Here is a 25,738-nt window from a genome sequence, read left to right on the forward strand (position 1 = left end):
TGCGGGTAGCCCTTGTATCTGTTTGAAAGCCTGAATCAACTGATTCAACAATACTTGCCCGAGGAGCAGATAAAGCGACTTCGGCAAGCATACCTTGTTGCGCGTGATGCTCACGAGGGACAAGCACGTTCAAGTGGTGAACCCTATATCACCCATCCCGTAGCTGTTGCCTGCATTCTGGCCGAGATGAAACTCGACTTTGAAACGCTGATGGCCGCGCTACTGCATGATGTGATCGAAGACACCCCTGCCACCTACCAGGATATGGAACAACTGTTTGGCAAAAGCGTTGCCGAACTGGTGGAAGGGGTATCTAAGCTAGACAAACTGAAATTCCGCGATAAGAAAGAAGCTCAGGCTGAAAACTTCCGCAAAATGATCATGGCGATGGTGCAAGACATTCGCGTCATTCTGATCAAACTCGCCGACCGTACGCACAATATGCGGACACTCGGGGCATTGCGCCCTGATAAGCGTCGCCGTATCGCTCGCGAAACCCTCGAAATCTATAGCCCCCTTGCGCACCGACTTGGTATTCATCATCTGAAAACCGAGCTCGAAGAGCTGGGCTTTGAAGCGCTTTACCCGAACCGCTACCGCGTGATTAAAGAAGTGGTTAAAGCGGCTCGTGGTAATCGTAAAGAGATGATTCAAAAAATCCTCTCTGAAATTGACGGGCGTTTGCAAGAAGCAGGCATTCCGTGTCGTGTTAGCGGCCGCGAAAAACACCTTTACTCCATCTACTGCAAAATGACGCTCAAAGAACAGCGTTTCCACTCGATTATGGATATCTACGCCTTCCGCGTGATCGTTCATGACATGGATACCTGTTATCGCGTCCTTGGGCAGATGCATAGCCTCTACAAGCCACGTCCTGGACGGGTGAAAGACTATATTGCCATTCCGAAAGCGAACGGATATCAGTCTTTGCACACCTCAATGATTGGTCCACATGGTGTGCCGGTAGAAGTGCAAATCCGTACCGAAGATATGGATCAGATGGCAGAGATGGGGGTTGCCGCTCACTGGGCTTATAAAGAGCAAGGTGAAAGTGGCACAACGGCACAAATCCGCGCCCAGCGCTGGATGCAAAGCCTGCTGGAATTACAGCAAAGTGCAGGAAGCTCATTTGAATTTATCGAGAGCGTGAAATCCGATCTATTCCCGGATGAGATTTACGTTTTCACCCCGGAAGGGCGCATTGTCGAATTGCCAGCTGGTGCGACACCTGTAGATTTCGCTTATGCGGTGCACACAGACATCGGCCACGCCTGTGTCGGTGCCCGAGTCGACAGGCAACCCTATCCGCTGTCTCAGTCGCTCAGCAGCGGCCAGACAATCGAAATCATTACCGCCCCTGGCGCACGCCCGAATGCCGCCTGGCTGAATTTTGTTGTGAGCTCTAAAGCACGCGCCAAAATCCGCCAGATGCTGAAGAATCTTAAGCGTGACGACTCCGTGAGTCTCGGACGCCGCCTGCTTAACCACGCTTTAGGTGGCAGCCGTAAATTAGCAGAAGTTCCGCCAGAAAATATTCAACGTGAGTTGGAGCGCATGAAGCTCGCCACGCTTGATGATTTGCTGGCTGAAATCGGCCTCGGTAATGCCATGAGTGTTGTTGTCGCGAAGAACCTGCAAGGTGAATCGTCAGTGGTTCAGCAAGGCCACTCTCCAACTCACAGTCACCTGCCGATTAAAGGTGCTGATGGCGTATTGATCACCTTTGCTAAGTGCTGTCGTCCTATCCCCGGTGACCCGATTATTGCGCACGTAAGCCCAGGCAAAGGGCTGGTTATCCATCATGAATCTTGCCGTAACATCCGTGGCTACCAAAAAGAGCCGGAGAAGTTTATGGCGGTGGAATGGGATAAAGAGACGGAGCAAGAGTTCACCACCGAGATAAAGGTGGATATGTTTAACCATCAGGGTGCGTTGGCAAACCTGACGGCTGCGCTCAATAATGCTGGCTCCAATATTCAAAGCCTGAATACTGAAGAGAAAGATGGCCGTGTTTACAGTGCGTTCATTCGACTGACTGCACGCGACCGTGTCCATTTGGCGAACCTCATGCGTAAAATCCGTGTGATGCCGGATGTGATTAAAGTTACCCGCAACCGAAACTAGTGTTATGAATCCTCAACGTTATGCGCGTATTTGCGAGATGCTTGCCAGGCGTCAGCCTGATCTGACCGTCTGTATGGAGCAGGTCCATAAGCCTCATAACGTATCAGCGATTATTCGTACTGCTGATGCCGTGGGTGTACATGAAGTTCACGCGGTCTGGCCGGGGAACCGAATGCGCACCATGGCTTCCTCTGCAGCAGGTAGCAATTCATGGGTTGAAGTCAAAACCCATCGCCATATCGGTGATGCCGTTGCTCATCTCAAAAACAGCGGAATGCAAATCCTCGCGACCAACCTTTCTGATAAAGCTGTCGATTTTCGCGAAATTGATTACACGCGGCCAACCTGTATTTTGATGGGACAGGAAAAAACGGGCATTACTCAGGAAGCATTAGCACTGGCAGACCAGGACATCATTATTCCGATGATCGGGATGGTGCAATCGCTCAATGTTTCCGTGGCTTCCGCACTTATTCTTTATGAAGCGCAGCGTCAACGTCAGAACGCCGGAATGTATCAGCGTGAAAACAGCACTCTGCCAGAGTCCGAACAACAGCGTCTGCTGTTTGAAGGCGGTTATCCTGTACTGGCGCGAGTTTCCCGCCGGAAAGGTCTGCCCTACCCACATGTGAATCAGCAAGGTGAAATAGAAGCTGATGCCGCATGGTGGGCCACAATGCAATCTGCGGAGTAGTCAGATGAAAGGCCGTTTGCTGGACGCCATACCGTTAAGTACGCTTGCCGGAGTGGGTGCCAGCCAGAGCGGTAAATTGGCCAAGATTGGCCTGCATACCATTCAGGATCTCCTGCTTCATCTCCCACTGCGCTACGAAGACCGGACTCAACTCTATCCCATAAACGATCTCATGCCTGGCACTCACGCCACGGTTGAAGGGGAAGTGCTGAACTGTAATATCAGTTTTGGTCGTCGTCGCATGATGACTTGCCAAATTTCTGACGGCACCGGCATCCTGACCATGCGCTTTTTCAACTTCAATGCGGCGATGAAAAACAGTCTCGCAACAGGTAAGCGTGTGCTTGCTTATGGGGAAGCAAAGCGAGGAACGCACGGCGCGGAGATGATTCATCCGGAATACCGCATTCAGGGCGATCTGAGTACCCCGGAATTACAGGAAACTCTAACACCGGTTTATCCCACCACTGAAGGTATTCGCCAGGCCACTTTGCGCAAACTGACCGATCAGGCTCTGGAGTTGCTGGATACCTGCGCTATCACTGAATTACTCCCTGCTGATTTGAACAAGGGAATGATGAGCCTGCCGGAAGCGTTGCGCACTTTGCATCGCCCACCACCGACAATGCAATTAGCCGATCTGGAATCAGGGAAGCATCCGGCCCAGCAACGTTTAATCCTTGAAGAATTGCTGGCGCATAACCTGAGCATGCTCGCATTACGCGCAGGTGCTCAGCGTTATCACGCTTTGCCTTTGCATAATCATGACGAATTAAAAAACCAACTGTTGGCAGCACTCCCGTTCAAACCAACCGGTGCTCAAGAGCGTGTCGTGGCAGAAATTGAACATGATATGGCGCTGGATGTACCGATGATGCGTCTGGTGCAAGGCGATGTGGGCTCGGGCAAAACATTGGTTGCGGCACTTGCCGCATTGCGTGCCATTGCGCATGGCAAACAGGTCGGTTTGATGGCACCGACGGAATTGCTCGCCGAACAGCACGCCAATAATTTCCGCCAGTGGTTTGCACCATTGGGCATTGAGGTGGGCTGGCTTGCAGGTAAGCAAAAAGGCAAAGCGCGTATCGCCCAACAAGACGCAATCGCCAGCGGTCAGGTATCGATGGTGGTGGGAACACACGCGATCTTCCAGGAACAGGTGCAGTTCTCTCAACTCGCACTGGTTATCATTGATGAACAACATCGCTTTGGCGTCCATCAGCGCCTGGCGCTTTGGGAAAAAGGTCAGATTCAGGGATTCCATCCCCACCAACTTATTATGACCGCAACGCCAATCCCACGGACCCTGGCGATGACGGCCTATGCCGATTTGGACACGTCGACGATCGACGAACTTCCGCCTGGCCGTACACCGGTCAAGACCGTTGCTATCCCTGATTCGCGCCGCAACGATATTATCGACCGCGTGCGTGGCGCATGTAGCGATGAAGGCCGCCAGGCTTACTGGGTTTGCACGCTGATTGAAGAGTCGGATTTACTGGAGGCACAAGCCGCAGAAGTTACGTGGGATGAGCTAAAATCCGCCCTGCCGAACCTGAACGTCGGGCTGGTGCATGGCCGGATGAAACCGCAAGAAAAACAATCTGTGATGCAGGCTTTCAAGGAAGGATCGATTCATCTTCTGGTCGCCACAACGGTTATTGAAGTCGGCGTTGATGTCCCAAATGCCAGCCTGATGATTATCGAAAACCCAGAGCGTCTGGGGCTTGCACAGCTCCACCAGCTCCGTGGGCGTGTAGGTCGTGGTGCCGTCGCCTCCCACTGTGTGCTGCTGTATAAGTCGCCACTATCGAAAACAGCGCAACTGCGTTTGCAGGTGTTACGTGATAGCAACGATGGCTTTGTGATTGCGCAAAAGGATTTGGAAATTCGTGGGCCGGGGGAATTACTTGGCACGCGTCAGACAGGGAACGCTGAGTTTAAAGTAGCAGATTTACTGCGCGATCAGGCGATGATTCCAGAAGTACAGCGCCTTGCACGCCATATTCATGAACGCTATCCAGAACAGGCAACCGCGCTCATTGAGCGCTGGATGCCTGAAACGGAACGCTATTCAAACGCCTGATTTTCCGCCCTCATCCCAACCTTCTCCCCCAGGAGAAGGAGGAAAATAACTTAGCCAAAGATTGGCAGCATCAGGTACATCTTGATGACCAGCGCGTTGACGATATCAATGAAGAACGCGCCAACCATCGGAACCACCAGAAACGCCATATGCGACGGCCCAAAACGCTCGGTAATCGCCTGCATATTGGCGATAGCCGTTGGTGTTGCCCCCAGGCCAAAACCGCAATGGCCCGCAGCCAGTACCGCTGCATCGTAGTTTTTTCCCATAAAGCGATAGGTCACATAGACTGCATACAACGCCATAAAGATAGTTTGCACGGTCAGAATCGCCAGCATTGGTAATGCCAGTGAAGCCAACTCCCACAATTTCAGACTCATCAGCGCCATGGCGAGGAACAGAGACAAACAGACGTTCCCCAGCACCGAAACCGCACGTTCAAATACCCGATAGAAGCCGAGTAGAGAAAGCGTATTGCTGAGGATTACCCCAACAAACAACACGCAAACGAACGTCGGTAATTCAAAGCTGGTGCCTTGAATGAGATGCGCCACAAACTGTCCAACAGTAAGGCAAATGGCAATCATCGCGATGGTTTCTATTAATACCATCGAGGTGATCATGCGCCCTACCGCAGGTTTTTCGAAAGCTGTGGGATCAATGCTATCTTCCGGCGTGCCATCAGGTGTGGATGAGTGTTTAACCAGATAACGCGCAACTGGCCCACCAATCAAACCACCCAGAACCAAACCAAACGTTGCGCAAGCCATCGCAACTTCGGTGGCATTCTGGAAGCCATAACGCTCACTAAATAATTTACTCCAGGCCGCACCTGTACCATGGCCGCCAGACAGAGTAATAGACCCCGCCAGTAACCCCATTAACGGATCAAGGCCTAGCAGGCTCGCCATACCAATACCGATGGCGTTTTGCATTACCAGCAAACCCACCACCACAATCAGGAAAATACCGACCACTTTGCCACCCGCTCGCAAGCTGGCCAGGTTGGCATTCAGGCCTATAGTGGCAAAGAAAGCGAGCATCAATGGGTCTTTGAGACTCATATCAAATTCAAATTCCCAACCGACACTTTTTTTAAGCACTAACAAGGCAAGGGCGATTAAAAGCCCACCCGCGACAGGTTCAGGGATAGTGTATTTTTTTAGAAACGGTATGGTGTGGACCATTTTTCGGCCCAGCAACAACACGAGCGTCGCAGCAACAAGGGTAGAAAGGGTGTCGAGATAAAACATAGAATTGCTCCTGTTTGCGCATATTTATCACAGACGCTTTTAATTTATCCTTCACTGGAATTTCAGATTCTAGAAAATCTAGCAGCCGGATTTTAACCAAAAACAGGCCAAAAGTTATATAAAAAGCTGTGTATATATGCTTTTTATCTTAAGAAAGTTTGTTAGCAAACGTTTGCTTTTACACTTCAGTCCGCTAAAATCACCGTTTTTTCTCCAAGGGATAATTTCCGATGTCTGTTAATGCTGTTGAGTCTGATGATGCGCAACCGGTTGCTCAGGCTCGTTCCAGTGAATTGATTTACCGCCTCGAGGACAGACCCTCTCTCCCACAAACTCTTTTTGCTGCCGGCCAGCACTTGTTAGCGATGTTTGTTGCGGTAATCACGCCTGCGATGTTGATTTGCCAGGCTCTGGGACTTCCGGCCGAAGATACACAACACATTATCAGCATGTCGTTGTTTGCCTCAGGCGTAGCATCAATTATCCAGATTAAAGCCTGGGGCCCAGTAGGTTCTGGGCTTCTGTCTATTCAGGGCACCAGTTTTAACTTTGTTTCGCCATTGATTATGGGCGGTATGGCATTGAAAAATGGCGGGGCTGACGTTCCGACTATGATGGCTGCCTTATTTGGCACATTGATGCTCGCAAGCTGCACAGAAATGCTGTTATCTCGTTTCTTGCACCTGGCTCGCCGTATCATCACCCCGCTGGTTTCAGGGGTTGTTGTAATGATTATCGGCCTTTCTCTGATTCAGGTTGGCCTGACATCTATCGGTGGTGGTTATGCCGCGATGAGCGACCATACCTTTGGTGCACCGAAAAATCTGCTACTGGCAGGCGCTGTGCTGCTGGTCATCATTTTGCTTAACCGCCAGCGCAACGCTTACTTGCGCGTAGCTTCTCTGGTTATCGCCATGGCGGTGGGTTATGCGCTCGCCTGGGCAATGGGCATGCTGCCAAACGTCGCGCCATCAACAAATACAGACCTGATTATGGTGCCAACGCCGCTGTATTACGGTTTGGGCATTGACTGGAATCTGCTTATCCCACTGATGCTGGTCTTTATGGTGACGTCACTGGAAACGATCGGCGATATTACTGCAACGTCTGACGTTTCTGAGCAGCCCGTATCTGGGCCGCTGTATATGAAACGCCTGAAAGGCGGCGTGCTTGCTAACGGCCTGAACTCGTGCGTTTCTGCGGTATTCAATACCTTCCCGAATTCCTGCTTTGGCCAAAACAACGGTGTGATTCAGTTGACCGGTGTTGCCAGCCGTTATGTTGGTTTTGTCGTGGCACTGATGCTGATCGTGCTCGGCTTGTTCCCGGCAGTGAGCGGATTTGTACAACACATTCCTGAGCCCGTTTTAGGCGGCGCAACTATCGTGATGTTTGGCACCATCGCTGCATCGGGTGTGCGTATTGTCTCCCGCGAACCGCTGAATCGCCGCGCGATTATGATTATCGCCTTGTCGCTGGCTGTTGGTATGGGCGTCTCTCAGCAGCCGTTGATTTTGCAGTTTGCTCCTGACTGGCTGAAAACCTTGCTCTCATCCGGTATCGCTGCCGGTGGCATCACCGCTATCGTGTTAAACCTGATTTTCCCGCCTGAGAAAAATTGATGTACTTCACGCGCTGGTGATTTGTTCGCGCCAGCGCGTGTTCCCCCTCCTGACAATCCGATCCTTGAGCTATAACGGTAAATGGGGCATAACTCCCTTACCGAAACTTCATGGGATGGAAGACAATGAAATTTCTCGGAAAGCTCATTATTGCGTTATTGGTTGTCGTACTGGTCGCGTTAATAGCCTCGTACCTTTTGCTACAAACTCGCTGGGGAGCATCCCAGGTCAGCTATTGGCTCAATGAGAAAAGTGATTACGCATTCTCTTTCGAAGAGATGGATCACCGCTGGGCATCGCCCACGCATCTCACTCTGACGAATGTCACTTTTGGGCGTAAAGGCCAGCCGGCAACTCTGGTTGCGCAAAATATTGATATCGGCCTGAGTTCTCGGCAGTTCTCAGAGCCTATGCACTTCGACAAGATTCTGTTGCAAAAAGGAACACTAAATATCAGCCCCAATGCCGCACCGCTGCCATTTCAGGCGGACATGTTGCAATTAAGCGATATGGCGTTGAATAGCCCAAATACTGAATGGGATCTGCACGCACAGCGCGTGAATGGTGGCGTAATGCCCTGGCAGCCACAGCAAGGCAGAGTTCTGGGTAATACCGCGGATATTCAATTTAGCGCGGGCTCCATGACGCTCAATGGCGTTCCTGCCACCAACGTACTGTTGCAGGGCGCGATTAATAACGAACAGGTGACGCTCTCAACCATTGGTGCAGACATGGCTCTCGGTTCGCTCACGGGCAACGCAAATCGTCTTGCGGACGGCTCCTGGCAGATTGGTAGCCTGCGTTTGAACGACATCCGGCTGCAAACAGAAAAATCTCTTAGCGATTTCCTGGCACCGCTTTCCACCGTTCCTTCCATTAAAATTAATAGCCTGGAAGTGACAGATGCACGACTGGAAGGGAAAGACTGGGCGGTCACCGATCTGGATCTGAGTTTGCGCAACATGACGCTGGTAGATGGCGGTTGGCAGAGCGATGACGGGCGGCTGTCGATGAATGCCAACGATTTTATCAATGGCGATCTGCATCTTAATGATCCAATTGTGAATATCGATTTTAACGGTCAAACCGCCACGCTACGCCAGTTCACCTCGCGCTGGGAAAGAGGCATGGTTCGCGCCTCAGGCGTTTGGCTACGTAATGATAAAAAACTGGCACTCGATGAGCTGGTTTTTGCCGGGATTGAATATACGCTACCGGAAGACTGGAAGGCTCGTTGGATGAAGCCGTTGCCGGAATGGCTGCATTCAATGACCATTAAAAAGCTTTCGGCGAACCGAAATCTGGTTATCGATATCAATCCGGCCTTCCCGTTCCAGTTCACCGCATTAGACGGTACGGCGAACAATCTTGAAGCTGTGCGCAACGGTCAATGGGGAATCTGGAGCGGCAACGCTACGTTGAACGCGTCTTCAGCCACCTTCAATCGTGTTGATGTGCGCCGACCATCCATTTCGTTGACTGCCACGGACAGCCAGATTTCGATTACTGAGCTGAGTGCTTTCGCTGGTGAAGGAATGCTGGAAGCGACGGGCGCTATTTCGCAGGCTCCACAGCGTAACGCGGCGGTCAATCTGCGAGGGCGTTCGGTGCCAGTAAACGTGTTGCAACAATGGGGATGGCCCGCGCTACCGATAGAAGGCAATGGCAATTTACAGCTTTCCGTGACCGGAAACCTTGCAGCGCAAACGCCATTGAAACCGACGGTGAATGGTACTTTGCAAGCCACCGGAAGCGATGGCAAACAAGTGCAGCAAACCATGCAGAATGGAGAAGTACCCGGCGCATAAGCGCCGGGCGGTTACTCTTCTTCGTTCCCACCCTCTTCGAGTGGCCCAAAAGGTTTAGCTGGCAATACCAGGTACACACCTTCAAAAACAGCGCCCTGTTCATCATCACCAAAAAGCTCAACTTGCAATGCAACGCGAGCTTTGCGGCCTCGTGCCAGGCGATCCAGATCACCGCTTAAAGAGCCCAGGTCGGCAATCGCCCCAGGCCTTCCGGTGATCGGGCTGCTATAGCGGATATGCGCATCGGCGAGAATAATCGTGCCACCCAAATGGCGCTCGCGCAGCATTAGCCAAATCAGCCCCCACCCCGTCAGCGTAGCAAGAGAAAACAGGCTGCCTGCGAATAACGTCTGATGGGGATTTTGATTGCCTGCTTCTGGCATGGTGGTAATGAATTTCTGCCCGGTGTATTGCAGGATCCGCACCCCCATTTTTTCACTTAATGGAATATGCTGATACCAGGCTTGCTGTAGCTGCCCGCACCAGTCAGCCCGATGGAGAATATCATCCAGCGAGGCAACGGGTTTTATCATCAGATAATGGCGAATAGGAGTGGTCGAAGGCGTGGTGATTTCGCCCTGATTCTCAAAACCCAACTTGGCAAAAAACTCAACGGCATCTTCGCGGGCGCTACACACCACACGTTTGACCCCTTCCTGCCGCGCGACAGACTCAAGGGTCATCGCCACTAGCGTTCCAAGCCCTTTATCTTGCACTGATGGATGAACCGCCATGAAGCGGATAGCCGCTTCGTTATCAGCATTGATGTACAAGCGGCCAATAGCAACGATATTCCCTTCTTCATCCACCACCATTTGGTGATGCGCCATGGCATCCCAGGCGTCACGTTCGGAGCCTTTGGGTTGATGCAGAGGCTTGCGCAACATCTCCCAACGAAACTGGTAATAGAGCTCAAGCTCTTCTTCGGTTTGCGGTACGCGAAGGTGATACATACATGTACTCTCTCTTATTACGCGGGACCGTAAATGCTGCTAACTTAGACCTGTAACCAAAACGTCACCGGACCATCGTTGGTCAGGCTCACCTGCATATCCGCGGCGAAGCGCCCCGTTTCAGCCACGATGCCCTGTTGTCTACAGCGTTCAACAAAGTATTCATACAACTCTTCAGCAAGTTGTGGTGCAGCACCACCCGAGAAGCTCGGACGCATACCACGTTCGGTATCGGCGGCCAAGGTAAACTGCGATACCACCAGCACACTGCCACCCGCTTGCTGAACATTCAGGTTCATTTTGTCGTTTTCATCGCCAAAAATGCGGTAACCCAAAACCCGTTCGCAAAGACGATTCGCTTTCTGTTCGTTATCTTCTTTTTCGACACCCAATAACACTAAAAGTCCTGGGCCAATTTTACCCGTCACTTCACCCGCCACGGTGACGCTTGCGTGGGTGACGCGCTGAATTAATGCAATCATGGTTCTTCCAATTCTTCCTGCTGTGATTCGATGCGAAGTTTTCGGTAATCGCCGAGAGTGACAGTAATTTCGGCGCCGAGCAATACGATACACCAGGTCCAATAGACCCAGACGAATAAAATGGGGATCACGGCTATTACGCCGTAAATCAATTGGTAAGAGGGAAACATGGTGATGTAGAGGGCGAAGCCTTTTTTCCCCAACTCAAATAAAAGTGCGGCGACCAACGAGCCAATCAGTGCATCACGCACGGGAACGCGAGTCGTTGGGACAATGCTGTAGAGCATCCAGAAAGACAGCCAGGAAAGGATTAATGGCAGGATGCGTAACATATCATCAATCACAGTGTTAAAGCCCGTGACCCACCGTAGAGACAGCAAATACGAACTGATCGCCAGACTCGCCCCAGCCAACAGCGGCCCAAGCGTTAAAATCATCCAGTAAACCGCAAACGAGTAGATTTTTGGTCGTGTACGAGTACTGCGCCAGATGGTGTTTAGCGCGCTATCCACGGCATACATCAGTAATAACGCGGTGACGATAAGCCCGCAGGCCCCCACCGCCGTCATTTTGGTAGAGTTAGCGACGAACTGTTCGATATAGCGCTGAATAATGTCGCCGGTAGCGGGCAGAAAATTTGAGAACACGAAGTGGCGCAACTGGATACTGATATCGGCAAACATGGGAAATGCCGCAAATAACGCAAACACCACCGCAACCAAAGGCACCAGCGAGAGCAATGACACGTAGGCAAGGTTCCCTGCAAGCGTGGTCATATTGTCCTGGTCGATGCGGTGCCAGAGCAACTTTCCCCAGGCGATACACGGACTGAGGTGTTGGCTCGTTTTGCGATGAACGTCTTTTATCATAGGCCTTTTGCGAAATAGCCAGGCACCGTGTCTTTTCCGGTCACCAAAATACTGGTGATACCCAACTGTTGAGCTCCTTTAATATTATCGGCGTTGTCATCAAAAAAGACCGCCTGATCTGCAGAAAAACCTTCTGTTTCGAGTAGTTTTTGATAAATCTCTGCATCTGGTTTACGCATGCCCATTTCCTGGGAAAGGTAGATTTTGTCTGCCGCCAGAGCAATTTGTGGATATTCAGCAGGCCAGAAATAGGTATGTAAACGGTTGGTATTAGAGAGCACAACAACGCGATGACCTTGTTCACGAAGCTGGTTCATCACGGCAATAACTTCCGGGCGTAAACCGACAAAAATAGCCTGCCAACCGGCGGCGAATTGATCGAAACTCAGTGCCATACCCATCTCGTCACAGACCGCTTGAGCGAACTCTTCATCACTAATTTGCCCACGTTCGTGGCGCTTGAAAGCATCTCCCATCACAAAGCTTTTTTGCAAATTCGCTAGCGGGACGCGACTGTAATCGCTCCATACCCCCATCACGCGGTTGAAGTCGATATCAACAATGACGTTGCCTAAATCAAAGATATACAGCATAAGCCTCTCCTTTGCGCATGGACAAATAACTGTAGCGGTAAAGGGGGGCTTTGACTATCGCTGGCAGAAAAGCGATCCGAGTTCTGCGAACAGTTCGGCAAAAAAGAAGCAAAAAAAAGCCCCGCCTAAACAGGCAGGGCTTCAATGCTTTATAGACAGCTTTGCAGGAAAGAAACTTACGCTTCTTTGCCGCCACGACCTGCGCGTTTGCGGTCGTTTTCAGTCAGGTGACGTTTACGGATACGTACGGACAGCGGGGTAACTTCTACCAGTTCGTCATCATCGATGAACTCCAGTGCCTGCTCAAGAGTCATTTTCTGAGCTGGAACCAGTGTAGTCGCTTCGTCAGTACCGGACGCACGCATGTTGGTCAGTTTCTTACCGGTCAGGCAGTTAACAGTCAGGTCGTTAGAACGACTGTGAATACCGATGATCTGGCCTTCATAAACTTCAGCACCGTGACCCAGGAACAGCTTACCGCGATCCTGCAGACCGTACAGAGCAAACGCAACCGCTTTACCCTGGCCGTTAGAGATCAGCACGCCGTTCTGACGTTGGCCCACTTCGCCCTGACGCACATCGTCATAATGGCTGAAGGTGGAGTACAGCAGACCTGTACCAGAAGTCATGGTCATGAATTCGTTACGGAAGCCGATCAGGCCACGGCTTGGGATCACGTAGTCAAGACGTACGCGGCCTTTGCCGTCTGGATTCATGTTTTTCAGGTCGCCTTTACGCTCACCAAGAGCCTGCATCACAGAACCCTGGTGTTGCTCTTCGATATCAAGAGTCACGTTTTCAAACGGTTCCTGCTTACGGCCATCGATTTCACGGAAGATAACTTTCGGACGGGACACAGCCAGTTCGAAGCCTTCACGACGCATGTTTTCGATAAGAACAGACAGGTGCAGTTCGCCACGACCAGATACACGGAATGCATCCGCATCTTCGGTTTCTTCAACGCGCAGCGCAACGTTGTGCACCAGCTCTTTGTTCAGGCGGTCAAGGATCTGACGAGAGGTAACAAATTTACCTTCTTTGCCACAGAACGGAGAGGTGTTGACGTTGAAGAACATGGAAACAGTAGGTTCATCAACAGACAGTGCTGGCAGCGCTTCAACATTTTGCGTATCGCAAAGGGTGTCGGAGATATTCAGTTCGCCAAGACCGGTAATCGCGATGATGTCGCCTGCTTCGGCTTCGGTGGATTCAATACGCTCCAGACCGAGGTGGGTCAGCACTTTGCCAACTTTACCGTTACGAGTTTTACCTTCGCTGTCGATGATAGTGATCTGCTGGTTAGGCTTCACTTTACCGCGTTTGATGCGACCGATGCCGATTACGCCAACATAGTTGTTGTAGTCGAGCTGGGAAATTTGCATCTGGAACGGACCATCAAGGTCAACGCTTGGTGCTTTAACGTGGTCAACAATCGCCTGGTACAGCGGGGTCATGTCTTCCGCCATATCACCGTGATCGTTACCCGCGATACCCATCAATGCAGATGCATAGATGATTGGGAAATCGAGCTGTTCGTCGGTTGCTTCAAGGTTAACGAACAGGTCGAATACCTGATCAACAACCCAGTCAGGACGCGCACCAGGACGGTCAACTTTGTTGATGACAACAATTGGCTTCAAACCATGGGCAAATGCCTTTTTGGTTACGAAGCGCGTCTGCGGCATTGGGCCATCCATTGCATCAACGACCAGCAGAACGGAGTCAACCATGGACATTACACGTTCAACTTCACCACCGAAGTCGGCGTGCCCAGGGGTATCAACGATGTTGATACGGTAGTCATTCCATTTGATAGCGGTGTTTTTAGCGAGGATGGTAATCCCACGCTCTTTCTCCAAATCGTTGGAGTCCATCACGCGTTCGGTGGCTTCAGCACGTTCGTTACTGAAAGTACCAGATTGCTGCAGCAGCTTATCAACCAGGGTAGTTTTACCATGGTCAACGTGCGCGATGATGGCGATATTACGCAGATTTTCGATCACAACTTTGCCTCAGGCATTTAGAAATAGCGCGTTATTGTACACGTATTAATCGAAGTACAGAACAAGATCACAAAGAACCTTTACAAACAATGTTGAAAGTAAGGGTTTGTGATCGCTTTCACGGAGCAAAAAAGGGAGCCATAACGAAAATTGCACCAATATGGTGCTCAAATCTCAGACTGAAGCACTACATTGGTGCAAACTATCCATCATGGTGCAGCCCTTTTGCACTATACCGCGCATGATAGCGCCTTTTTAGGGTAATTTAAAAGTTGGCACAGATTTCGCTTTAATCATTTCAGGGCGAAAAGCCAAATAGAATGTATTGAACACCTCGTTACCACGACGACAATGACCAATCCAGGAGATTTAAGTATGTCCGCTGAACACGTATTGACGATGCTGAATGAGCATGAAGTGAAATTTGTTGATTTGCGCTTCACTGACACCAAAGGTAAGGAACAGCACGTCACAATTCCTGCTCACCAGGTGAATGCTGAATTCTTCGAAGAAGGCAAAATGTTTGATGGCTCCTCGATTGGTGGCTGGAAAGGCATCGACGAATCCGACATGGTTTTGATGCCAGACGCATCTACCGCGGTTATTGACCCGTTCTTCGCAGACTCCACTCTTATCATTCGTTGTGACATTCTTGAGCCAGGCACTTTGCAGGGTTACGACCGTGACCCACGCTCCATCGCAAAACGTGCTGAAGACTACCTGCGCTCAACTGGTATTGCCGATACTGTACTGTTCGGGCCAGAGCCAGAGTTCTTCCTGTTCGATGACATCCGTTTTGGTAGCTCTATCTCCGGTTCTCACGTTGCTATCGATGATATCGAAGGCGCATGGAACACCGGTACTAAATACGAAGGCGGTAACAAAGGTCACCGTCCTGCTGTTAAAGGCGGTTACTTCCCGGTTCCTCCGGTTGACTCATCTCAGGACCTGCGTTCTGCAATGTGTCTGACCATGGAGCAAATGGGTCTGGTGGTTGAAGCGCATCACCACGAAGTGGCAACTGCTGGTCAGAACGAAATCGCCACCCGCTTTAACACCATGACCAAAAAAGCGGACGAAATTCAGATCTACAAATATGTGGTTCATAACGTTGCTCACGCATACGGCAAAACTGCGACCTTCATGCCAAAACCAATGTTTGGTGATAACGGTTCCGGTATGCACTGCCACATGTCCCTGTCCAAGAACGGTGTAAACCTGTTCTCTGGCGACAAATATGCAGGCCTGTCTGAGCAAGCGCTGTACTACATCGGTGGCGTTATCAAGCACGCTAAAGCCATCAACGCCCTGGCGAACCCAACAACCAACTCTTACAAGCGTCTGGTCCCAGGTTATGAAGCTCCAGTTATGCTGGCTTACTCTGCCCGTAACCGTTCTGCTTCTATCCGTATTCCAGTGGTTGCGTCTCCGAAAGCACGTCGTATCGAAGTGCGCTTCCCAGACCCAGCAGCTAACCCGTACCTGTGCTTTGCAGCTCTGCTGATGGCTGGTCTTGATGGCATCAAGAACAAAATCCATCCGGGCGAAGCAATGGACAAAAACCTGTACGACCTGCCGCCAGAAGAAGCGAAAGAGATCCCACAAGTTGCTGGCTCTCTGGAAGAAGCACTGAACTGCCTGAACGAAGACCGTGAGTTCCTGACTGCAGGTGGCGTGTTCACCAATGACGCAATCGATGCTTACATCGCCCTGCGTATTGAAGAAAATGACCGTGTGCGTATGACTCCGCACCCGGTAGAGTTTGAGTTGTACTACAGCGTTTAATATTAGTAATACTCTGCGGATTTCTTGCCACAGCCAGGCGGTAATCGAATGAATCCCGATGAGCTTACTCAAGTAAGTGATTCGGGTGAATGAGAGTAGCCAACACAGCTGTGGTAAGAAAGACGTTGAGGATTTTGTTGCCGTGGAAACTTTTGGCCCATCTCATGATGGGCTTTTTTCTCCACAAATAACCTTCTGTAGCAATATCTTTTGCCCGCAGGAAACTATACTGCACCATCACAGTGCAAATTATCGGAGACTGCTGTATGGCAACCGGCACACTGCCCGATGCTGGGCAGATCCTGAATTCTTTAATCAACAGTATTTTACTGGTCGATGACGAGCTGGCGGTGCATTACGCCAATCCGGCTGCACAGCAACTTTTGGCGCAAAGTTCGCGCAAGCTGTACGGCACACCACTTCCTGAGCTGTTGAGTTACTTTTCGCTAAATGTTGGCTTGATGCAGGAAAGCCTGACCGCAGGTCAGGGCTTTACCGATAACGAAGTCACACTGGTTATTGATAGCCGTTCCCACATTCTTTCTCTGACTGCACAACGTTTGCCAGAAGGTTTCATCCTGATGGAAATGGCGCCGATGGATAACCAACGACGTTTAAGTCAGGAACAGTTACAGCAAGCGCAGCAAATTGCCGCTCGTGACTTAGTCCGTGGGCTGGCACATGAGATTAAAAATCCACTGGGTGGATTACGCGGCGCAGCGCAATTACTGGCAAAAGCCTTACCCGATCCGTCTCTCACTGAATACACCAAGGTGATTATCGAGCAAGCTGACCGCTTACGTAATCTGGTGGACAGGCTGTTAGGCCCGCAACAACCTGGCATGCACGTCACTGAAAGTATTCATAAAGTCACAGAACGTGTGATGAAACTGGTGTCGATGGAGTTGCCAGCCAATGTGACGCTGGTGAGAGATTACGATCCAAGTTTGCCGGAGTTAGCGCATGACCCCGACCAAATTGAACAGATTTTACTGAATATTGTGCGCAACGCTCTTCAGGCGTTGGGCAGCGACGGGGGTGAAATTGTGTTACGCACGCGAACTGCGTTTCAAATTACGCTGCATGGCACGCGTTACAGACTGGCTGCTCGCATTGATATTGAAGACAACGGTCCGGGGATTCCGGCCCATCTGCAGGACACACTATTCTACCCAATGGTGAGCGGACGTGAGGGAGGGACGGGTTTAGGCCTTTCTATTGCACGCAACTTGATCGATCAGCATTCGGGAAAAATCGAATTTAACAGTTGGCCAGGTCATACCGAGTTCTCGGTTTACCTGCCTATTCGTAAGTAGAGGTCTTTATGCAACGAGGGATAGTTTGGATCGTTGATGACGATAGCTCCATCCGTTGGGTGCTGGAACGCGCTCTGACTGGGGCGGGTTTAAGCTGCACCACGTTTGAAAGTGGCAATGAAGTCCTGAATGCTCTTGCAACCAAAACCCCGGACGTTTTGTTATCTGATATTCGCATGCCCGGCATGGATGGTTTGGCGCTGCTAAAGCAGATTAAACAACGGCACCCGATGTTGCCGGTCATCATAATGACAGCTCATTCAGACCTTGAAGCGGCTGTGAGCGCCTATCAACAAGGCGCATTTGATTACCTGCCAAAGCCTTTTGATATTGATGAAGCTGTTGCACTCGTTGAGCGAGCCATCAGTCATTATCAGGAACAACAGCAACCGCGTAATGTGCAGGTTAATGGGCCGACGACCGATATCATCGGTGAAGCCCCCGCGATGCAGGATGTGTTTCGCATTATTGGCCGCTTGTCCCGATCATCAATAAGTGTGCTGATTAACGGCGAATCCGGTACGGGTAAGGAGTTGGTTGCCCACGCTTTACATCGTCATAGTCCGCGAGTGAAATCCCCTTTTATCGCGCTGAATATGGCCGCCATTCCAAAGGATTTGATTGAGTCCGAGCTGTTTGGACATGAGAAAGGTGCTTTTACCGGTGCGAATCAAATTCGCCAGGGCCGTTTTGAGCAGGCTGATGGCGGCACACTGTTCCTCGATGAAATTGGTGATATGCCGCTGGATGTGCAAACCCGTTTACTGCGCGTGTTAGCTGATGGGCAGTTTTATCGCGTTGGCGGTTATGCGCCCGTAAAAGTTGACGTGCGAATTATTGCCGCAACTCACCAGAATCTTGAGTTGCGCGTACAGGAAGGAAAATTCCGTGAGGATTTATTCCATCGCCTGAACGTAATACGTGTGCATTTGCCACCTCTGCGTGAGCGCCGCGAAGACATTCCGCGTCTGGCTCGCCATTTCTTGCAAGATGCCGCACAGGAATTGGGTGTGGAAGCAAAGCTGCTCCATCCCGAAACCGAAACGGCATTAACGCGTTTGGCCTGGCCTGGAAACGTCCGCCAGTTGGAAAATACTTGTCGCTGGTTAACAGTCATGGCGGCGGGTCAGGAAGTGTTGATTCAGGACTTGCCCGCCGAACTATTTGAAACAACGGTTCCCGATAGTCCGGCGCATTCTCAGTCCGACAGTTGGGCAACACTGCTGGCACAATGGGCAGATCGTGCATTACGTTCCGGTCATCAGAACTTGCTCTCTGAAGCACAACCAGAAATGGAACGTACACTGCTGACGACGGCACTACGCCATACGCAAGGGCATAAGCAGGAAGCAGCAAGGCTTCTGGGTTGGGGGCGCAATACCCTGACGCGTAAGCTCAAAGAGTTGGGAATGGAGTAACGAACGCAATACGAATAAACGGGCCATTTGGCCCGTTTATTATATGACGCGAGAGAACTGTTGCAGCCGTGCCTTCTGCCGCAAGTAACTATCAAAACACATGCAGATATTACGGATTAGCAAACGACCTTTTGCCGTGACCTGGATATGTTTGCCGTGAATGTCCACCAGCCCATCTTTCTCTAGTGGTTTCAGTAATTTCAAATCTTCTGCGAAGTACTCTGCAGCATCCAGACCCCAAAGCTCTTCAATTTCCACAAGATCAAGCTGGAAGTTGCAAATCAGCGCTTTAATAACATCACGACGAATACAGTCATCACGGGTTAATGCCAGACCACGCCATAGCGCATCGCCTTGCTGATCAACCTGTTGGTAATACGTTTTAAGCTCTTTCTGGTTCTGTGCGTAGCAATCGCCAATCATGCTGATGGCGGAAACGCCCATCCCCAACAGATCTGTATCGCCCTGGGTGGTGTAGCCCTGGAAATTACGGTGCAATTTTCCTTCGCGCTGCGCGATGGCCAGTTCGTCATCCGGGCGGGCAAAGTGGTCCATACCAATAAACTGGTATCCCGTAGCCGTCAGCGAGTTGATGGTCTCTTGCAGAATATCGAGTTTTTGCTGCGCGCTGGGTAAGTCTGCATCTTTGATTTTGCGTTGCGCCGCGAACAATGTCGGCAAGTGCGCGTAGTTAAAAACGCTTAAACGATGCGGGCTGAGTTCTGCCACGCGTTTGAGCGTGAAGGCAAAGCTTTCCGGCGTCTGTTTTGGCAGACCATAAATCAAATCGATATTGGTTGATGTGAAGCCTAGTTCGCGCGCGCGCTGAATCAAGGCAAAGATAAACTCTTCGTCTTGTTCACGGTTAACCAAACGCTGAACTTCTTTGTTGAAATCCTGCACCCCCATACTCAGGCGAGTAAAGCCTTCCTGGCGCAGGTGGTCGAGCACATCAAGTTCGATTTCACGCGGATCGATTTCAATAGACAGCTCGGCGTCTTCATTGAAATTGAAATGACCCCGTAGAAGCCCCATCAAACGGCTTATCTGCGCTTTACTCAAGTAAGTTGGTGTACCGCCGCCCCAATGCAGTTGGCTGACGTGACGGCCCTTAAAGAGCGGAGCACGGTGGGCAATCTCTTGTTCCAGCGCATCAAGGTACTGATCGGCCTTATGCGTCTGCCGAGTCACGATCTTGTTGCAGCCGCAAAAGTAGCAGAGCTTGTGGCAGAACGGGATATGAACATATAGCGACAGCGGGCGCTCAGGATAACGAGCCACCGCCTGTAGAAATGCCGCCTCACCGAAGTCTTCTGAAAACTCCAGCGCAGTCGGGTAAGAAGTATAACGCGGCCCTGAATAATTATATTTCTGGATCAGGGCCAGATCCCAATCGATTAACTGCTCAGACATACTCACTTCCTCCGGTGATGCCGCATTCGTTGACGGCGCAACGATTTTTGCAATCGCGACAACCGCCGTAGTTTAACGAATAACCACAGCAGATAACACACCAGAGGAATAACCACGAAAAGAACAGGTAATCCCATCGGGGTAATCGTTAATCAGTGCCTTTGAGCAGGCGCATCAGATCATCGCCCTTCTCTTTTTCTTCTTCATCTTCGTCATCATCGTAAGCGATGCCGAGTTCAGCCATCAGTGCATCGATGCGATCAAGCTTAGCGTTAACCCAAGCCTGCTCTTCGGCATTGAGCGTTTCACCTTCTTCAAGACGTTCCAGCAACGCATCCAGGCGTTCATCGTTCTCCAGCAAATCCAGCTCAGCCTGTGGTGTTAGCATAGGTTTCTCGCTTTTAGGTTTGTGCTGCTTCGGTTTTTTGACCTGGACTTCAGTTACGCCCAGGGCGATTGGTTTTTTACTGCCAATGCGCGGATCCTTGGCCTGGCTGCTGCCACTTCCACTTTTAGCTTGAGTACCGCCCGTTGCGCGACTACCCGCAGCGTGGCCACTGTGCTTTTTCTCACGTTTGCGATCGCGAGCTTCACGATCAAGCTCTTCACGCGTTTTGCGGCGTGCTTTTGAAGGTTTAGAACCAGGTACTGCTGAGTTTTGTTGCTTCATAATAATTTTTCTTGAGCCGTTTTCATTCAGTATAGAATTGCGGCGGAATCTAGCAGAAAGCAAGCAAAGAAAAAAGGCGGCAGGTTAACCTGTCGCCTTTTTCTTGTTCCTGGACCTTTATCTGGTCACACAATCCTTGTTTGCACTCAACGCCCTGTCTTTCCTTTGCAAACACTTCCCTGTCTATCCATTTCCTTGTTAAACGTCTCCTGACGTTGCCTCCTGGCATTTTCCTGGTTCCTCGCCGTCCTGACGCTCCTGAACCCTCATCCTGAGTTGCTATCCTTTGTGGCTCTCCTTTGCCTGTACCGCTAACTTTACTCTTACCCATTGATTCTACAAGATGAGTATTTGTGTTAAGTCATTGGTGTAATCCGAGAAAACAATCATAATTAGCTGTTATATATAATTTTTTAATTATCACTGCAGCAATCAACACTGCGTTCTCTGACAGATAGAGTGGTCAATATCCTACAAACCTCGGGCGGATTTCTGTAATCCTGTAAGCCACGCCGAGAAACACGGCGTTTTCCCCATGTTCAGGTATAATCCCCCACAATGCTCATCCTGAGGGAGACAACCGTTTTGACAAACTGGAATTATCAACTGACCCACTTCGTGCTTAGCGCACCGGACATTCGCCATTTACCTTCTGATACCGGTATTGAGGTTGCTTTCGCAGGCCGCTCTAACGCAGGGAAATCCAGCGCATTAAATACGCTGACCAATCAGAAAGCACTGGCTCGAACCAGTAAAACACCAGGCCGTACTCAGCTCATCAACCTGTTTGAAGTCGCTGAAGGTAAACGTCTGGTGGATTTACCGGGTTACGGCTACGCCGAAGTACCGGAAGAAGTAAAACTGAAATGGCAGCGCGCGCTCGGTGAATATCTGCAAAAGCGTAATAGCTTGAAAGGCCTGGTCGTGCTGATGGATATCCGTCACCCACTTAAAGACCTTGATCAGCAGATGATTCACTGGGCTGTTGCCAGCAACATTCCCGTCATGCTGCTGTTAACCAAGGCTGACAAGTTGGCCTCTGGTGCTCGCAAAGCACAGTTAAATATGGTGCGCGCCGCAGTTGTGGACTTTAACGGTGACATTCAGGTTGAGGCGTTTTCGTCACTGAAGAAAATTGGTGTCGACGTGCTGCGTAATAAGCTTGATGGCTGGTACAACGATATTGCTCCAGCAACTGAAGAAGATGATGTAGAAGAAGACGACGAGACGACTGGGGAATAACTCAATAAAGCATGGGTACGCCCGTGTTTTTCCTGACTCGCGCCCAATAAAAAACGCCCCAGTCATTACTGACTGGGGCGGCTAAAATATTCAGCCAAATCCGATTACGTGAAGTAAAAGGTCTGAAAGATAGAACATCTTACCTCTGTACCCTACGCAAATAACTCTACTCCTTTTTATTCGGATGAAAAAGCATTTTTTGTAGTTTTTTTTCACTCTTTGCACGCCAATTTTGAAGCGTCATCACAAAAAGCTATGACTTATGTTCTTTAGTTACAGAACTCGCTCCAAATTAGTGCGCTTCATCCCAATTTGCACCACTCCCAACTTCCACCAGCAACGGCACATCCAGTTTCATACTGCCTTCCATCAGTTCGTGGATTTTCTTCGATACGGCTTCCAGATCATCCTGATGAACTTCAAATACCAATTCATCGTGTACCTGCATGATCATTTTTACGCGTGGTTTATCGGCCTCAAGCCAGGCATCGACGGCAATCATCGCACGTTTGATGATATCAGCTGCCGTTCCCTGCATCGGCGCATTGATAGCCGCACGCTCAGCACCAGCACGGCGTGCCGCATTACTGGAGTTGATATCCGGTAAATACAGACGACGTCCATCCAACGTTTCAACATAACCTTGATCTTTAGCCTGCTTACGAGTGCGCTCCATGTACTCCAGCACGCCAGGGTAGCGCTCAAAGTAGAGATCCATGTATTTCTGCGACTCTTTGCGCGGAATGTTGAGCTGGCGTGACAAGCCGAATGCGCTCATGCCATAAATCAGACCGAAGTTGATCGCTTTCGCACTGCGGCGTTGCTCACCAGAAACGCTATCCAACGGAATACCGAATACTTCAGATGCAGTAGCGCGGTGAATATCTTTGCCTTCGGCAAATGCAGTCAGCAGACCCTTGTCACGAGATAAATGTGCCATGATGCGCAGTTCGATTTGCGAGTAGTCGGCAGAAACGATCAAGTAATCTTTGGGTGCAATAAAGGCCTGGCGAATACGTCGCCCTTCTTCATTACGCACCGGAATGTTTTGCAGGTTCGGTTCGGTAGAAGACAAACGCCCGGTCGCGGCCACCGCCTGATGATACGAGGTATGCACGCGTCCGGTTTTCGGGTTAATCATTAGCGGCAGCTTATCGGTATAAGTCGATTTCAGCTTCGCCAAACCCCGGTGTTCAAGAATGACTTTAGGCAGCGGATAATCCAGAGCTAATTCTTCCAGCACTTCCTCAGAAGTAGAAGGCGCGCCACCAGGGGTTTTCTTCAGCGGTTTAATACCTTGTTTCTCAAAAAGAATAGTCTGCAACTGCTTAGGTGAAGCAAGATTAAACGCTTCGCCTGCGATTTCATGTGCCGTCAATTCAAGTTCAGCCAGTCGTTTCGTCAACTGCTCAGAATGGGTATGCAGAATAGCGGGATCAATTTTGACGCCGTTACGTTCAATGCGTGACAGCACTGGGACAAGCGGCATTTCAACATTTTTAAAGATGCTTAATGGCCCTTCACGTTTCTCAAGCTTTGGCCACATCTTCAGATGCAGTTGCAAAGTAACGTCTGCATCCTCTGCAGCATAACGCCCAGCTTGCTCAAGATCGATCTGGTTAAATGTCAGCTGTTTTTTACCTTTACCGGCAATCTCTTCGAAGGTGATGGTGGTGTGCTTCAGCCAGCGAGAAGCCAGGCTATCCATGTCATGACGACCTGCCACGCTATCAAGTATGTAGGACTCGAGCATGGTATCGAACGCAATTCCGCGTAGCTCAATATCGTAGTTCTGCATGATGCCGCGGTCATACTTCAGGTTCTGTCCAACTTTAAGAACACTTTCATCTTCTAGTAACGGCTTAAGAAGTTCGAGCGCCCGTTCACGAGGGATCTGCACCGGTGCATCTAAATAGTCATGCGCGACAGGGATATAGCACGCAACACCCGGTTCGGTGGCAAATGAAAGACCCACGAGGTTCGCACTGATATTGTCCAGGCTGTCGGTTTCAGTATCGAAAGCGATAACAGGCGCTTTCTTCAGGCGGGAAATCCACTCTTCAAGTACGGTTTCGTCAAGGATGGTGACGTAGTTGTCATAAGAAAGCGCACTAGCAGGCTCTTCCGGTTCAACTTCGGCTTCAATTTCAATGGTTTTTGGGGATTGCGCTGCAGGTTTCGCGCCCTTAGCCTGCATCCACTTGCCCGCTTCAACGTCCGTAATCCAACGTTTAAATTCATATTGTTTAAACAGGCTAAGCAACTCTTCATCTGCTGGCTTCTGCACTTCTAATTGCTCGCAACCTAACTCAAGCTCAACATCCGTTTTGATGGTAGCCAGTTTATAGGAGAGGTAAGCAAGGTCTTTGCTGTGCTCAAGCTTCGCGGCCATGGTTTTCGCACCACGGAAGGTCAACTCTGCGATTTTTTCTGGGTTAGCATACAGTGCATCTAAACCACCTAAACCTTGCAGTAACGCCTGTGCAGTTTTCTCACCAACGCCCGGTACACCTGGAATGTTATCTGATGAGTCACCCATTAAAGCCAGGAAGTCGATAATAAGTTCAGGAGGTACACCATACTTAGTGCGGACTTCTTCCGGGCCAAGGATAGTATTAGTCATGGTATTGATAAGCGTCACGCCAGGAGTAACCAGTTGCGCCATATCTTTATCGCCGGTGCTTATCAGGACCGGACGGCCAACACGCTCCGCCTCAAGCGCCAGCGTACCGATAACATCGTCGGCTTCCACACCTGAAACAGCCAACAGAGGTAAGCCCATGGCTTTTACCATCGCATGAAGAGGCTCAATTTGCGCTCGAAGATCGTCTGGCATCGGTGGTCGGTGTGATTTGTAATCCTCAAACAACTCGTCACGGAAGGTTTTGCCTTTAGCATCAAACACCACAGCGGCGTGAGTCGGCTGGTACTGCAACAACAGGCTACGCAGCATGTTCAGCACGCCGTACATTGCCCCGGTCGGTTCACCTTTGCTATTGGTCAGCGGTGGAAAAGCGTGATAGGCACGATAGAGATAAGAGGAGCCATCAACGAGGATAAGTGGGTTTTGCGCGATCTGAACCATAATGTTCCGTTCCGTGACTGGTTTTAGTTTATAGGTAAAGGATGCCATAGCCTGGCTGAAAACATGAACCTTTGAGGAAGATAAGGTGAAAAGTTTTGTTGATCTTCGAGATCAGCCCCACGATCAATATTGTGGATAAGTTTGTGCATAATTTTTTAAGCAATTGATTGCTAATCTGGAAGGAAATCATCCATTGAATTAATTACACTATTTTTCAATGTGTTAAGTAACACCTATTCCCTGAGAAGACATTTTGCTAATGATCGATAAATGTGGATATAAAAATAAATTATGTTATAGACCGATATTATTCAAAGCATGT

The 25,738-nt window shown here is 50.2% G+C and carries 19 protein-coding genes; 9 read left to right on the forward strand and 10 right to left on the reverse strand.

All coding sequences use genetic code 11. The annotated features are described in order from the left end of the window. Positions 1–12: 12 nt before the first annotated feature. Genes spoT through recG form a run of 3 tightly spaced genes read left to right on the forward strand, consistent with a single transcriptional unit; the run spans position 13 to position 4,904 of the window. Positions 13–2,124, forward strand: a complete 2,112-nt coding sequence (spoT, locus tag OH773_RS21345) for a bifunctional GTP diphosphokinase/guanosine-3',5'-bis pyrophosphate 3'-pyrophosphohydrolase (protein WP_270141730.1) — start codon at positions 13–15, stop codon at positions 2,122–2,124. 4 nt (positions 2,125–2,128) lie between these two features. Next, positions 2,129–2,818: a tRNA (guanosine(18)-2'-O)-methyltransferase TrmH gene (gene trmH, locus OH773_RS21350; RefSeq protein ID WP_183272945.1), complete on the forward strand. Its 690-nt coding sequence runs from the start codon at positions 2,129–2,131 to the stop codon at positions 2,816–2,818. A 4-nt stretch (positions 2,819–2,822) separates the two neighbouring features. Beyond that, positions 2,823–4,904 (forward strand): ATP-dependent DNA helicase RecG, encoded by a 2,082-nt coding sequence (gene recG, locus OH773_RS21355; protein WP_270141733.1) that lies wholly within the window; start codon positions 2,823–2,825, stop codon positions 4,902–4,904. 50 nt (positions 4,905–4,954) lie between these two features. Here recG and gltS read toward each other — a convergent pair whose 3' ends face one another. Then, positions 4,955–6,157: a sodium/glutamate symporter gene (gene gltS / locus OH773_RS21360; RefSeq protein ID WP_270141735.1), complete on the reverse strand. Its 1,203-nt coding sequence runs from the start codon at positions 6,155–6,157 to the stop codon at positions 4,955–4,957. A 230-nt stretch (positions 6,158–6,387) separates the two neighbouring features. Here gltS and OH773_RS21365 point away from each other — a divergent pair, with 230 nt between their 5' ends. After that, positions 6,388–7,779 carry a nucleobase:cation symporter-2 family protein gene (locus OH773_RS21365; protein ID WP_270141737.1) on the forward strand — a complete coding sequence of 464 codons (1,392 nt, stop codon included), beginning with the start codon at positions 6,388–6,390 and terminating at the stop codon, positions 7,777–7,779. 125 nt (positions 7,780–7,904) lie between these two features. Continuing rightward, entirely contained in the window at positions 7,905–9,587 is a 1,683-nt protein-coding gene (locus OH773_RS21370; protein WP_270141739.1) for an AsmA family protein, read from the forward strand. Between the two features lie 11 nt (positions 9,588–9,598). Here OH773_RS21370 and fabY read toward each other — a convergent pair whose 3' ends face one another. The 5 genes from fabY to typA all read right to left on the reverse strand — a co-directional run bounded on the left by fabY (position 9,599) and on the right by typA (position 14,487). Continuing rightward, complete coding sequence (fabY, locus tag OH773_RS21375) at positions 9,599–10,540, reverse strand: fatty acid biosynthesis protein FabY (protein ID WP_183272950.1); 942 nt, start codon at positions 10,538–10,540, stop codon at positions 9,599–9,601. A gap of 44 nt (positions 10,541–10,584) precedes the next feature. Next, entirely contained in the window at positions 10,585–11,022 is a 438-nt protein-coding gene (gene dtd / locus OH773_RS21380) for a D-aminoacyl-tRNA deacylase (RefSeq protein ID WP_270141742.1), read from the reverse strand. Then, entirely contained in the window at positions 11,019–11,891 is an 873-nt protein-coding gene (locus OH773_RS21385) for a virulence factor BrkB family protein (protein ID WP_183272952.1), read from the reverse strand. The genes dtd and OH773_RS21385 overlap by 4 nt, the downstream gene beginning before the upstream one ends. Next, positions 11,888–12,484, reverse strand: coding sequence for a glucose-1-phosphatase (gene yihX, locus OH773_RS21390; RefSeq protein ID WP_270141745.1), 597 nt, complete (start codon positions 12,482–12,484; stop codon positions 11,888–11,890). The genes OH773_RS21385 and yihX overlap by 4 nt, the downstream gene beginning before the upstream one ends. A gap of 176 nt (positions 12,485–12,660) precedes the next feature. Beyond that, the gene (typA, locus tag OH773_RS21395; protein WP_183272954.1) at positions 12,661–14,487 is read right to left on the reverse strand and encodes a ribosome-dependent GTPase TypA; all 1,827 of its coding nucleotides are present in this window, start codon (positions 14,485–14,487) and stop codon (positions 12,661–12,663) included. A 375-nt stretch (positions 14,488–14,862) separates the two neighbouring features. Between typA and glnA the strand changes: the two genes are divergently transcribed. The 3 genes from glnA to glnG all read left to right on the forward strand — a co-directional run bounded on the left by glnA (position 14,863) and on the right by glnG (position 19,006). Then, positions 14,863–16,272, forward strand: a complete 1,410-nt coding sequence (glnA, locus tag OH773_RS21400; protein ID WP_183272955.1) for a glutamate--ammonia ligase — start codon at positions 14,863–14,865, stop codon at positions 16,270–16,272. Between the two features lie 266 nt (positions 16,273–16,538). Further along, entirely contained in the window at positions 16,539–17,588 is a 1,050-nt protein-coding gene (gene glnL / locus OH773_RS21405) for a nitrogen regulation protein NR(II) (protein ID WP_183272956.1), read from the forward strand. An 8-nt stretch (positions 17,589–17,596) separates the two neighbouring features. Further along, positions 17,597–19,006 (forward strand): nitrogen regulation protein NR(I), encoded by a 1,410-nt coding sequence (gene glnG, locus OH773_RS21410; protein WP_270141749.1) that lies wholly within the window; start codon positions 17,597–17,599, stop codon positions 19,004–19,006. Between the two features lie 39 nt (positions 19,007–19,045). Here the strand turns inward: glnG and hemN are convergent, their stop codons facing one another. Then, positions 19,046–20,419 carry an oxygen-independent coproporphyrinogen III oxidase gene (hemN, locus tag OH773_RS21415; protein ID WP_270141751.1) on the reverse strand — a complete coding sequence of 458 codons (1,374 nt, stop codon included), beginning with the start codon at positions 20,417–20,419 and terminating at the stop codon, positions 19,046–19,048. 148 nt (positions 20,420–20,567) lie between these two features. Continuing rightward, positions 20,568–21,089, reverse strand: a complete 522-nt coding sequence (yihI, locus tag OH773_RS21420; RefSeq protein ID WP_270141753.1) for a Der GTPase-activating protein YihI — start codon at positions 21,087–21,089, stop codon at positions 20,568–20,570. 585 nt (positions 21,090–21,674) lie between these two features. Here yihI and yihA point away from each other — a divergent pair. Then, entirely contained in the window at positions 21,675–22,331 is a 657-nt protein-coding gene (gene yihA / locus OH773_RS21425; RefSeq protein WP_270141756.1) for a ribosome biogenesis GTP-binding protein YihA/YsxC, read from the forward strand. A 90-nt stretch (positions 22,332–22,421) separates the two neighbouring features. Here yihA and OH773_RS22480 read toward each other — a convergent pair whose 3' ends face one another. Both OH773_RS22480 and polA read right to left on the reverse strand, forming a co-directional pair. After that, a complete protein-coding gene (locus tag OH773_RS22480) occupies positions 22,422–22,469 on the reverse strand; it encodes a spot 42 RNA, inhibition of DNA synthesis (RefSeq protein WP_071892919.1) in 48 nt (15 codons plus the stop codon). A gap of 154 nt (positions 22,470–22,623) precedes the next feature. After that, positions 22,624–25,416, reverse strand: a complete 2,793-nt coding sequence (gene polA, locus OH773_RS21430) for a DNA polymerase I (protein ID WP_270141758.1) — start codon at positions 25,414–25,416, stop codon at positions 22,624–22,626. Between the last annotated feature and the right edge of the window lie 322 nt (positions 25,417–25,738).

Origin of the sequence: Buttiauxella sp. WJP83 (assembly GCF_027594725.1) — a bacterium.
Taxonomy (GTDB): Bacteria; Pseudomonadota; Gammaproteobacteria; order Enterobacterales; family Enterobacteriaceae; genus Buttiauxella; species Buttiauxella selenatireducens.